Annotated in this window: 7 protein-coding genes; 1 reads left to right on the top strand and 6 read right to left on the bottom strand. The window is 48.7% G+C overall.

The genetic code is table 11. From position 1 onward, the window contains the following. Positions 1-89: 89 nt before the first annotated feature. Together infC and era are read right to left on the bottom strand one after the other, a co-directional pair. Positions 90-719, bottom strand: a complete 630-nt coding sequence (gene infC / locus BLS44_RS02815) for a translation initiation factor IF-3 (RefSeq protein WP_090388472.1) — start codon at positions 717-719, stop codon at positions 90-92. A 165-nt stretch (positions 720-884) separates the two neighbouring features. Beyond that, complete coding sequence (gene era, locus BLS44_RS02810) at positions 885-1,757, bottom strand: GTPase Era (RefSeq protein WP_090388471.1); 873 nt, start codon at positions 1,755-1,757, stop codon at positions 885-887. Between the two features lie 311 nt (positions 1,758-2,068). Here era and BLS44_RS02805 point away from each other — a divergent pair, with 311 nt between their 5' ends. Then, a complete protein-coding gene (locus BLS44_RS02805; protein ID WP_090388470.1) occupies positions 2,069-3,454 on the top strand; it encodes an RNA-binding domain-containing protein in 1,386 nt (461 codons plus the stop codon). Between the two features lie 1,008 nt (positions 3,455-4,462). Here BLS44_RS02805 and BLS44_RS02800 read toward each other — a convergent pair. From BLS44_RS02800 to BLS44_RS02785, 4 genes are all read right to left on the bottom strand, one after another. Beyond that, complete coding sequence (locus tag BLS44_RS02800; protein ID WP_090388469.1) at positions 4,463-6,775, bottom strand: alpha-L-rhamnosidase-related protein; 2,313 nt, start codon at positions 6,773-6,775, stop codon at positions 4,463-4,465. A 1-nt stretch (position 6,776) separates the two neighbouring features. After that, a complete protein-coding gene (locus tag BLS44_RS02795) occupies positions 6,777-8,522 on the bottom strand; it encodes a glycoside hydrolase family protein (protein ID WP_090388468.1) in 1,746 nt (581 codons plus the stop codon). 44 nt (positions 8,523-8,566) lie between these two features. Continuing rightward, entirely contained in the window at positions 8,567-10,768 is a 2,202-nt protein-coding gene (locus BLS44_RS02790) for a hypothetical protein (protein WP_090388467.1), read from the bottom strand. Positions 10,769-10,853: 85 nt separating this feature from the next. Further along, complete coding sequence (locus tag BLS44_RS02785) at positions 10,854-12,647, bottom strand: RagB/SusD family nutrient uptake outer membrane protein (protein ID WP_218127678.1); 1,794 nt, start codon at positions 12,645-12,647, stop codon at positions 10,854-10,856. Between the last annotated feature and the right edge of the window lie 27 nt (positions 12,648-12,674).

Genomic DNA, 12,674 nt, shown 5'->3' with positions numbered 1-12,674 from the left:
TGGGAAAACAGCTCCTGTCAGGACAAAAAAAATCGCAAAAGCCCCATTGCAGGAACGGGGCTCTTACGATAAAAACAATTAAAAAATCCTTATTTCTTTTTTGCCGGTTTGGGGGCGATCATCGCCAACATACGGCGCCCTTCCAGTTTGGGCAAATTTTCGAGGGTTCCGAAATCGGCCAGCCGTTCTGCAAACTTCAGCAACAGCAGCTGTCCGCGGTCCTGGAACTGGATCGCCCTTCCTTTGAACTGTACATAGGCTTTCACCTTATTGCCATCCTTCAGAAAGCCTTCCGCGTGCTTGGCCTTAAAATCAAAATCGTGCTCATCCGTATTGGGCGTAAAACGGATCTCTTTGATCTCAGTAGCCTTGCTTTTGGCTTTCAGCTCTTTTTCCTTTTTCTTTTTATCGTATAAAAACTTGTTATAATCGATGATACGGCAAACGGGCGGGTCCACTTTCGGTGAGATCTCCACCAGGTCCAGTTCCATATCCTGGGCCATTTTCAGTGCTTCCTGGGTAGGGTAAATGCCCTGCTCTACATTGTCGCCAACGAGCCTTACCTGGGGAACGCGAATGAATTGATTGATGCGGTGTTCTGCTTCCTTTTGCGGTTGAAACCGCCCTTTGAAGAAGCCTTTAGGTCTGTTACTATTGCCGCCTCCCGGCCGGAATCCTGTGCCAGGCGGTCTGTAGGCGGGTTTTTGTGGTACTGCCATTTAACTTTTTAAATTCTCCCCGCTGCTCCACCCGTGAAGCAACGCAAATTTTGTTTTTCGAATGAGCCTTACGGGCAAGGCGAAAAAATATTTAATAACAAATATGATAAAATATTGTCAGTCCTGCAATTTTATTTTTTGGGGATTCTTTAACCTTTAGGCAGATCAGGAGCCGTATCCGTATTCTTTCAGGTACAGTTCATTGTCGCGCCATTTGGGTTTCACCTTTATAAATAACTCCAGAAACACTTTTTGGTTTAAAAACGCCTCAATATCTTTACGGGCAGCCATTCCGATCTTTTTGATCATACTCCCTTTTTCTCCGATCAGGATCGCCTTCTGGGTTTCCCGGTGCACAATGATATCGGCAACGATCTTGATCAGGGTCTGCTTTTCCTTAAATTCCCGGATGAGGACGGCGGTATGATATGGGATCTCATCCTGCGCCAGCTCGTAGATCTTCTCCCGGATCAGCTCTCCCACGAAAAACTTTGTCGGGAGATCGCTGATATCATCCGAATCGTAAAAAGGCGCTCCCTCCGGCAATAATTCTACCACCGGCTGAATAAACTGATCGATCCCCGCCCCCTTCAGGGCTGAAATGGTTGCTATCCTTTTGCAATAGGGCCGGTCCTTAAAATAAGCCACACATGCGGCTACTTTTTCGGCCGGAGCCTTATCGATCTTATTAATGACCAGCACACAGGGCACCCGGAGCCGCAGCCCCGAGAAAAGCTGGTCATTTTCCTCCCAGCTATCATTCACATCTACGATCAGCAGCCCTACGTCCGCATCCTCCAGGGCACTTTTGACCGATTGCATCATTTTCTCATGCAGTTTATATTTCGGTTCTATGATGCCGGGCGTATCGGAAAAGATGATCTGGTAACCCGGTTCTGACAGGATCGCTTTAATACGATGCCGGGTGGTTTGTACCTTGGACGAAACGATGGCCAGCTTCTCTCCCATCAGCGCGTTGAGTAAGGTACTTTTGCCCGCATTGGGCTTTCCAAATATGTTGACAAATCCGGATTTCATGACTGCAAAAATAATCGAAAGCAGCCACCAATGGCGCCGGGATGCCGGGTTTTATGCCGTTCTCAGAAGAAAATATCCTATACCGGCCGGAAAACGCCCCCCGGCAACCGGGAAGCAGCCAAAACACCGGCCTTCCACCCAAAATATATTAGTTTTCAATACCGGATAGTTGTATATTTATTTGAATATTTAACCTCTGAATGATTGGCACTGCCATTTACCACCCCAGGCAGGTGCTTCCCCTTGCTATACAGCGGTTAAAACAGCATCTCAGATAATGGATTACGTGACCGCCAAAAACTTGTTTGCTAATGCCTACTACAATAAAAGAGAGCGAAAACACCGAATTGAAAAGCAGCTTTGGCGACGCCGCTATTGAAACAATTGCCGCCTTTGCTAATACCAGGGGAGGAAAAGTATACATCGGGCTCAATGATACAGGCAGGCCCGTACAGGGTTTTACCATTGGAACGGAGACCCTGCAAAAATGGATCAATGAAGTAAAACAGAAAACGCAACCCAGTATTCTACCAGACGCTGAAACAATAATGGTTGAAGGTACTGCTGTTGGCGTATTGTCCATTAACGAATTTCCGGTAAAGCCGGTTAGTTTCAGAGGCCGCTTCTATCGGAGAAACAATAATGCCAATCATCAGCTATCCACTTCTGAAATCAGCGCGCTGTACCTGGAATCGCTTCAGCTTTCATGGGATTCCTACCCCTGGCCCAATGCAGCATATAAGGACATCAACGAAAGAAAAGTCCTGCGCTTTCTTAAAAAAGTAAATACCAGTGGACGGTTCAGTTTGCCGGCCACCCCGCAAAAGGCCCTGGCAATGCTGAAATTTACCCAGAACGGGAGCCCCTGCAACGCGGCCATGATCCTCTTTTCCAAAGAAAATCTATTTTTCAATGTGCATGTAGGCCGGTTCCGGACCCCGTCGCTTATTATAGATGAAAAAATGATCCGCGGCAGTCTTTTTGAAGTACTTAAGGAAGTGATGCAGTTTATTACTGCTCATTTGAAAGTAGCATTCGAGATCACCGGTATCACCACCCAGCGTACCGAGATCTTTGAATATCCCCGGGAAGCGATACGGGAGCTGGTCCTGAACGCACTGATCCACCGGGACTATACATCCTCCTCGGATGTGCAGATAAAGATCTTTGACCAATCCATAGTATTTTATAACCCGGGCAAATTGTATGGCAATATTTCTGTTGAAGACCTAAAGAAGAACAATTACACTTCACAGCTCAGGAACAAATTGATTGCAGAAGCTTTTTATCTTACCAGGGATATTGAAAAATACGGCACCGGGTTCTCCCGTATACAGGAGGCCATCAGGGATTATCCCACCATGCGTTTTACCTATAGAGAGCAAGGCAATGGCTTCGTTACCCGGCTATACTATTCCAAACAGAAAACCTATATGAAGCAAAAAACTGTGGGAGAAACTGTGGGAGAAACTGTGGGAGAAACTGTGGGAGAAATAGCCCTAAAAATCATTGGTCATATGAAGAAAAACCCTGGCATTACCAGGGAGCAGCTGGCCGGACGTTTGAAGTTGTCGGTACGGGGTGTTGAATATCATCTTAAAAAACTCAGGGACGCACATTTCATCGTACGGATCGGCTCAACCAAAGGCGGGTACTGGAACGTAAACGCACCGGCAAAGAAAGGTTCAAAAAAATAAAAACCGGCAGGGGCTACCCTTAATGTTTCCCCCGTTATGCCTGCTTTCTTATTGAGATCTTCATTTCGTCCGAACCACCGTCTGGTGGTCATAATATATCCGGTCAACTATGCCAGGAGCAGGTCCATCATAATTTACCCCGGCAGTCTCCCTATATGTACTTCCGACGATGGGTCAATAGCAGAAATGTTCACATAAGCCCTGGTTGAAAGGGATCAGGTGAAAAAGTTGGGATCTGCCTGAAATCAGGGGGGGAGCAACTATTGCAGTATTGTTTCTGTGAAAGTCTACGCCACATTATAGATTTTGATATTGGATTTTATAATAACGCTAAAATCGTTACTACCGTTATTGTCAACAATGAACAACGGCGAAAAGAAATGATGGTTTTAGTAAGGCTCCTGATTAGCAACCTTTGCTGCTGAAGGCAATCCCTGGCGCCCAGAGAATTTTCCGGGCCGCCCTGTCCTTCCTTCAAATGTGGCTCAGGCGCATACTTTGTCGAATCACTTTCTTCGGAAGCGGTTATCATCCATCCATCAAAATTCCATGTACGCCCATAGTCTACCGATGTCATTAAACCAATATGACGCAAATTGGTTTCCCTTCAAATTTTTCATTAATGGCATAGCCCGTACCTCCCGTTTTATTATGTATGTAACAGTAAAATTCACCATCGGTATCTATATATAAACCGGGGGGCCATATCTGCCCCCAGTTTAAAATTTAGCGCCGCGCCATATCGGTAATACATCTGAGCCACCGAAGCATCTTTCCATACTTTCAATTCTCCCATGGCAGTGTGCCCAAAAATGCCCCATAACTTACCATTCCGGTCCCTGCACAATGCTAAGCGCCCATCCTGATGAATGCCGTTTGCATTGGTAAAACCTGACCATTTGGAAACAACACAAAAAAAACACCATTGCGATCATCCCCATGACTACTTCCATCTGTTTATTTTTACAAGTGATTCGTAAGGGCACAAGCCTGGACGGAATATTCATTTTATTTGGATGCGCACAGCTCCCATTTTCCCGGTGTAACCAGTACGCTGATATGCCCCGGCGTATCACCCATCATTTGAATGCGATCATTTTTCTTATACCGGCCATTTTCCCAGATCACTTCCTTACCCAGCATGATCCTGCGGTACCCTTTATCCGGGATCCCCACAACAGCCCGGGTACCATCCGGAACTACCGCCGTTAACACAAAGGTTTTATCCGACTGCTTAAATGAGCTGGTGATTTGCCCTGCTACCGATGCCACCGACGCCCTTGCCCGGGTTACCGAGCCTGGCTGCGGCAGAATCTGAAACAATTTATATCCTGGCTGCAAAGGTGCAATACCGCAAAGGAACTGTGACAACACCGTTAACCCACCACCTGTCCACGCATGATTGACCGTTCCACCTCCAAAACCTTCTGCGCCGATGCCCCAGCCTTCAAACAAGGTTGTAAACCCCGGATGATTCACCATGTATGAAAGACGTTTTTTATGCCGCGCGATTGCTTCATCTTCATAACCCATCCTAAACATGGCTTCAAATACATACTTCTCCATATAAGGACTGGCATGTTCTTCTTTCTTAAACAGCTTCAGCAACGCCGGGTATTTATCCTTTCCTGCAACTCCGGAAACCACTGCCAGCGCCTGTACCCGATCATCGGTTGCACCTTTGTAGCCCGGAGAACGATACGCTGTTCCTGTCCAGAACTGCCGGTTGAATGCCTCCCGGAAGGTTTCCAGAAACTGTGCATAGGATCGGGCATCTTCGGTCTTCCCCAATTCATTTGCCGCCAGCTGCATGCCTTTTACACCGAGGCTATACAGCAGGTTATATACCAGCACCGTATCAATCTGGTCACCCCAATCGCCCCAGGTCCAGTCGCCCCGGCGCAGTTTCATGGTTCCCCTGCCATCTTTTTCCCAAAGATCCAGATACTGTTTGGCCCCATCGTAAAGATCAGTCAGCACCTGGCGATCGCCTGAATGGAGATAGAAATTCCAGAGCCCATAGTACCCGATACTGGTTACCGACTGGCAGGGCAACTCACTGACCCAGTTGCCCGCAGGCACCGGTGCGTAAATTGTCCCGTCTTTTTTGCGCCAGTTCACCAGTTCGTAGAGCCATTTCTTACCCAACGAATGGGAAGCCGGAGACAGGGCATAAAAAGCCTGTCCCGATTCGTTCACCGCATCGCCCGTCCAGGCAGCCCGTTCGCGTTCCGGGCAATCCATATAGGTATCGCGCATGGTCACATACAGGGTACGCCGGGCCTTCTCCCAAAGTTTATTCAGAAACGGATCAGAGCTGCTGAAACTACCGTCGAAACGAGTCTGAAAACCAGTCTCACGATAACCCAGATCCAGCACCTTCACTCCTGCCGGGATGAAATAATACATTTTATGTCCGTTCATCCAGCCAGGATTTTCGTATTCCTGTACTCCTTTTTTGGTGATGTATTCCGCCCTGATATTGGTTTCAGGTCCGTAGAACAGGTAGTTATCGGTAGCCATCATTATTTTCTGACCTGCTTCAGCTTCTACCCTGAACCAGGGGGTCAACTGGGCATTATAAGGAAGTGTACATATAATGGTATCGCCGGTACTCACAAAAGGAAAGTTCCTGCTGTCCGGATAAGCACCCCTACCATAATCTTTCCACAGAGGTATGGGCCGGCGCACCAGGTTGTTCCAGGGGCCATCGCCCGCCTGCCCTATTTCCTGCGCCATGGGCATCCATTGGTCATCGTAACCGGTACCCTGCCAGACTCCCGGATCTTTCCGGGCATCATACAAAAGACTGGATTCTGACAAGCGAAAATTCGGATAAGGCTCCCCTGCCGTCTGAAACGCTTTTGCGAGTGCAGCCTTCCAGGTTTTATCACTCAGGACCTCCAGTTCTTCTGCCTGGCAATCGAACAGGAGACCTGCCCGGCCGCTGCTTTTGTGCGAAAACCCATCTTTGCCAAAATACCAGAGCAATACAGCAATGGTATTTGAGCCCGCCCGTAAATAAGGCGCAATATTTACTTCATCGTAGTAAGTATCCGTTGGATTAGGGCCACGTTTCAGCCCTCCTTCAAATACCACCTGCTGACCGTTGATCCATAACCAGTATTTACTGTCTACCGCAATCCTTGTAAAAGCAGTGGCAGGCCTTGCCGTTATCTTTATGGTCTTCCTGTACATCAGCCAGGTATTGGTAGTACTTTGGCTTTCCATTGTGGAAATCCATTTTGCCTTCCATGGCTGCGCGTTCAGCTGCAGGGAAGAAGTCAGTATAACCAGGGCAAATACAATCGATTTTAACATGCTATTTAAGTTCGTTCGTTTTTGAATGAATTGTAAACAAAACCTGGCGGGAATATACGCCAGATTCACGTACTTCCGGAGACAATAAATGATACACCGGCGTCAGCACCATGCCGGTACTGTTTACCATCCAGCTTTCCCGGCCGGTTCTTGTAAATACCGGTACCTGGTCGAGTTTTTTTTCATGCAGGGTGGTGAAGCCCAGTTGCAGCGGTCCATACTGAAAGGAATAGCAGCCTCCCGGATCTTCCTTCTTTGTACCTGCTTGTAATAACGTCGTTTTTACTTCCATGTCAAACGTATAAAGAATAATCATTCCTTCCTGAAGCCGGGTCCGGATATAAGCAAACTGCTGCTTGCGGGTAAATGATACGGGCTTGCCATCTACCCATATCTTTGGGTTGACTGCTCCCTGAGGGATAAACAATGCAAGCGCTACCGCCTGCCTGGCAGAAGACTGTTTCACTTCCAGTTCTACAGTTCCTTCAAACGGGTAACAGGTCCGCTGCTCCAGTACCAAATCGCCACCACCCACCCTGAAGCGGGCTGTATTATTACTGAAAAAGGGAATATTAACCGACCCATCGCCCGTAAAATAGTTGTAACTTATGGCACTTGCCAGGCCCTCGCCTCCCCGCATCGTGCAACACCAATAGGCCTCATAGGTTTTAACCTGCAGCAGGTGCGTAGTATCGCTGGGACAATTGTCGAGGCCAAACCCGCCATTGGCGCGCTGTGTATGTCCTATTGCGTTAAAATAAATATGATGTGCATCTTCCATAAACAGGGGAGTGCGGGTATACATCCACAACTGGTTAGCCACCATATACGCATCAATGATGGCGCAGGGTTCTGTCCACTCCGGCCTTCCGAACCAGTTGTAGTTTTCATAGTTTGCCGTCATTGCCATGTTTCTATACAACAGGTAGCGCGCCTGTGCCTGTTTCAACAGGTTGGCATTGCCGGTTAGTTCATAATACCGGAGCAAGGCGCGGATACCGGTAAGCGTGGCGTGGGTTTGAGCGCTGATGCCCTTCAGGTCCACTTCCAGGAACCGGTTTATCATTTCATCAATGAGTTGTTTTAATTCCGGAGAAGGCACTATACTGTAAGCCTGTACAACCCCATCCATAAAAATAAAATCGCATCCAATGTCTGAAGAAAGGACCCAACGTCCAATGAAAGCCTGTGAAGTGCCCACAGCGCCTCCGGTCGTTCTATTGCGTTGCGAGGGGTCGATGGGATACATTTTATGATACCCCCGGGTGGGCAGCGCCAGGTTTTGAATAATCTGCTCAATATGCTTTTTTACTGCCGGATCTTTTTTCCAGTTGTAGTACTCGCACAATGCACGAAGAAACCATCCATGTCCGGAGAGCTGCTGCTCCCGTATGGAATCTGTCATAACGGGTCCCAAATAGCCCTTCACATTCACTTTCTGCGGTATCAGCCGGATCAATTCTTCGAGATAGCGGGGTGTACGGTGCGTTGCCCTTGCCTGCAGGGTCAGCCCCAGGATGATCCGCCCTTCATAGTCGCCCGGCCAGTCGATAGAGGTTATTTCGTGCTGAACCGGGAACACCTTTTCCGGTGTGTAGATAGCTGATTCGAGCCGGTCGAAATTCTTAAGTGCCCGGGTTCTCATTTCCCCACCCGGCATAATATCTTCGTAGCTTACCGGATGGATGACCTGTCCCTGCGAAGCAATCACCACCAACAGGAACAAGCCGATAACTGTATACCTCATTTCTTTGTAGTATTGTGACTATTTTTTTCTTAAAGATTTTTTCCTCACCGTGCTGCTTTACGGCTTCTCACTGCCTCAACCGGACGGGCACCCCTGACCTTCCCGATCACTTTGAGACTGTCGCTGATCACATTGCCGCTGAAGTTGCGGATAAAGTTTTTGGGAACCAGCAATACCGGCGCCCTGCGTGGCAGGATGGTTCCGGTTCTCTCAATACGATTCCTTTTGACCTGGTAAATATCATTGCTCTGATCCTCCTGAAGATAGCTGTTAATGAACAGCTCCCGGTACATAAACAACCGGTTGTACTGTTGGGTCATTACCCAGTAAAAATCATCCATACGATCACCATAGTAGTCCGTCCAAACCGACAGGATACCGGAACTGGCTGCTGCTACTTCCGGGTTGAGGTATGCAGGAGCCACCCCTGTATGCTCCCAGGTTTCGTTATAACTATTTACCCAAACACTGGCCGGGTTATGTTGCAATACCCGAAGCCAGTGCCGGCGATAAAGTTCTCCGTTTTCCCGGTTGGCAGACAGATTGCCGTTCCAGAAGCCGGGGCTCACATTCATTACCTCATCCCCCACCGGATTGCCCTGTTTCTCTAATATCGGCCACCCGTAGGCGTTCACATTGTCCGGCTGATCTTTAATTTCATTGAACATCCAGCGTTCAGTGAATTGCTGAAAAAAAGGCATCTGCCCGGCGTACTGCAGAATATCATCTTTGTTTGTAGGGAACTCCACAAAGTGCACCAGGAGCGGTTTTCCTTTAAGCACATAATAAGCTTCTTTGTATGGAATATAGAATTCATCCCAGGTACGTTTGGACTCGAGCTCCACCTGGTCAGCAGCCTGTTTGCCCACCATCCGCCGGCTGCCGCCCATGGAAATACAGAAATACATTTTATGCTGATTCCCTTTTAAATGATGGTTCCAGTAAATGATCCGTTCGATCATCCGCCTGGCACGATCATCGACCCAGGAGTTGGCGCCGTTAGTAATATCCAGCATCAGGTAGGTAAACCCGGCATCATGGATCATCCGGAGCTGCAGATCGTTTATCACCGGATCTGCAGCATCATAAGTAGCAGCATGCCCCGGAAATTGCGGCGTGTAAGGGTTGCCGCCGGCATCCCAGGTATCCACCGCATAGGCCTCCACCGGTTTCCGCTTCTGCCCGTTATCGAGCACTAACCAGTCGCCGGCGGAAATGGCACAGGCGCCCGCCACCGTTCCGGAAACACTACCGATCAGCCTGCCTTCCGGCGCTGGCCGGTTACTTCTCGAAACCATCGTTGCCGGCCGGTTCCCCACAACCCATCGCTGGCTCTCATCCGGATCAAAAGCTGACCCAGTGGAATAACAGACCCACCAATCGCCTTCTTTATAATAAGCGATATCCGCCTTATCATCTTTATCCACGTCATAAGCAAGCACATTTTCACATCCCTGCCCGAAGCCCGATCTCCACAAGCCTGCATCCGCCAGCTTCGTGCGGTCAGACAGAGCCACCCTCCAGGTACCATTGATTTTTTCCATTACTACAGCATCTGCTGCGCCATCACCGTTCACATCAGCCATCAGTTGTTCATCAGCAGTATATCCGAAGCGGCATATCCAGCGCGTAAACCTGCCGAAGCCGCCCTTACCGTCCGATAGCCCCACGTACCAACAGCCCTCGCGATCCCTGTTTAAAAAAAACACTGCATCATCTTTACCATCTCCGTTTACATCCGCCAGGAACTGTTTCGCTGAACCTGCGCCATTGCCCGCCGACCATTGCACAGGCGCTGCAAATACCCATCCGTTGGAAACAGCCACCAACCAGTTTCCGGTACCCGGATCAAAAAAAACGGCATCCGCCTTTTTATCACCGTTCACGTCTCCCATCAGGGGCAGGAGTTGATCCGTCAGCGTTACAGCAGCCTTATATATCAGCATATCCCTGGGATTTGTAAAATATACTCCATCTGAAATGGCGGCCTGCCATTTTCCGCCAACATAATAAACCACCGCATCATCTTTGCCATCGCCATTTACATCTTTTAAAAAATAATTGCGGGCATTGGCGCCCCAGCCACTGATTCTTTTATAGGGCGCCGTTTTGGCAAAAATGCTTGAGTAAAATATTCCCGCATTGCGTTGCTGCGCCTCTCCGGTCAGTGGAAATGCGAACCAGGGCAGGACACATAATAAAAAGCGACAGACAACCAGGTGAGGATCGTTAATTTGTTGATTCATTTTTGATTTATATGAGCTGATCAATGAGGGAACCTCCTGAGCAGTGGGGACACTGACCAGGGCGCAGGATTTGCCCCCAAGTACGCTACCACCCAGGGTTTTGCCAGTTTACACCTGAAAGGCCAAGAATTTTATCCACCTCTCCCTTTTCAATGGGGTACATTAGATACTTATCAGTGGCAGCGCCACGGTTCGGGAGTTTGAAACGGGTATACGAAAGAACCCCATTGGTATTGGCAATGCGCATTCCCGTAACGAATGGATCCGTTTGATCCAATACCTTCCAGCGGCGCACGTCAAAAAAGCGATGCTCTTCAAATGCAAGCTCCACGCGGCGTTCATTCCTGTATTTCTTTTCAAAGGCTTCCTTGCTCATCCCTGCCGGAAAATTGGGCATGCCCGCCCTTTTTCTTACAGCATTGATCACATCACGGGCACTCCCGGAAAGACCATTTGCGGCTACAGGAACATCGGGACCAACAGATTGATTGGCTGATTCTGCAAAGTTGAGATAAATTTCGGCCAGGCGGAATAGACGGATGGCCCCATCAGCTTCATTACCTTCGCCCGATTGGGAGTTATTGAATTTACGCGTGTAGTAACCCGTACGCGTGTAACGATTGTTATTGTCCGATATACCATCCGTCCCCCCCACATAAGTCTGCACTTTATACCCCCCGGGATCGTTTAACCGGCGCACCGCACCATTGTAGTAAATGGAAGCGTAAAACCGGGGATCACGGCCATCGTAAGGGTTTACCGGGTCATAACCCGATGCAGGATTTACAATGGGGTTCAAATGCGCCGCATCGCTGTAACCTGTAATGGGGGCTTCGCCATTGGCCATTTCATAAGCGTCTACCAGGTCCTGTGTGGGACAGGGACCGGCCTTGCTCATTTTAGGAGTGGAGGGCATACCGGCATATTTCCATAGCTGCATCTGCCCGCCTACCTGCAGAATGGTTTCCTTATCCACCGCCCGCTGATCATTGGAGCTGGTGATAAAATAGAGTGCGTAAGGGTTTTGCGCCGTTCCGGGCTCCGGAGTCTTATTAAAAAGCTTATAATCATTCAGCAGGCATTGAGTTAAAGCATCTACATTTATGGCCGTAGCATCGGCCCAGGTAAAAGTACCATCATTCCATAAAGGGCTGGCAGCATAAGTAACCGCTTCTGATTTTATGGCATACGGAACCGCGCGGGTCATGATACCAAACTGCTGTTCTTTTAAGGTCCAGGGAAAACCATCGCCCGTATTGGGCGCCGCCAGGGCCGAATCGCAATCAGCAAGAATGAACTTCACAACGTCGCTGAATTTAGCGCGGGCGTCTTTAGAAAAATCATGGTTAAGCCCCAGCGGTTCTCTGAAAACAGGTACCCCGCCGTACCGTTTAGCCAACTGCCAGTAGTACAAAGCCCGCAGCGTATGCGCCTGGGCCACCCATCCCGCCTTTATTTCATCCGACACAATCGCTGTAGCTGTTTTTATTTGTGTTAAAAAGGTATTGCATTTATTGATTCCCTGGAACAGCTGTGCCCAGGGTTGACCGTCCTTGGAATAGCTGCCATATATGGCCGCAGTGATAGCGCCCTTATACCAGATCGAATATTTGGATCCGGAAGTAATATCATCCGCATCCTGCGCCTCATCTGTATAAGAGGCGCGCTCCATCGAAGGCGCAGGACAGTATCCATAACAGGAGTTCAGATACCCCATCGCCCTGTTTTTGTCGGAAAATACCTGTTCGAGGGAAGTGAGCCTGCCATCCGGAGGCAGCTCCAATTGTTTGTTACATCCGCCGGCCAAAACCAGCAAAGCGAGACTGCAGGATATCAGCCAATATTGCTGTATCCTTTTGAATATTGTGTTTGCATTCATATCAAAAAAATTTCATTTCTTTTTAAA

The organism is Niabella drilacis (genome assembly GCF_900101395.1).
Lineage (GTDB): Bacteria > Bacteroidota > Bacteroidia > Chitinophagales > Chitinophagaceae > Niabella > Niabella drilacis.
This window is presented reverse-complemented; position numbering and strand designations above follow the sequence as displayed.

What these genes read in the sequence shown, in the direction of transcription:
- infC (WP_090388472.1), bottom strand. Translation starts at nt 719, where the DNA reads ATGGCAGTACCACAAAAACCCGCCTACAGACCGCCTGGCACAGGATTC.
- era (WP_090388471.1), bottom strand. Translation starts at nt 1,757, where the DNA reads ATGAAATCCGGATTTGTCAACATATTTGGAAAGCCCAATGCGGGCAAA.
- BLS44_RS02805 (WP_090388470.1), top strand. Translation starts at nt 2,069, where the DNA reads ATGCCTACTACAATAAAAGAGAGCGAAAACACCGAATTGAAAAGCAGC.
- BLS44_RS02800 (WP_090388469.1), bottom strand. Translation starts at nt 6,775, where the DNA reads ATGTTAAAATCGATTGTATTTGCCCTGGTTATACTGACTTCTTCCCTG.
- BLS44_RS02795 (WP_090388468.1), bottom strand. Translation starts at nt 8,522, where the DNA reads ATGAGGTATACAGTTATCGGCTTGTTCCTGTTGGTGGTGATTGCTTCG.
- BLS44_RS02790 (WP_090388467.1), bottom strand. Translation starts at nt 10,768, where the DNA reads ATGAATCAACAAATTAACGATCCTCACCTGGTTGTCTGTCGCTTTTTA.
- BLS44_RS02785 (WP_218127678.1), bottom strand. Translation starts at nt 12,647, where the DNA reads ATGAATGCAAACACAATATTCAAAAGGATACAGCAATATTGGCTGATA.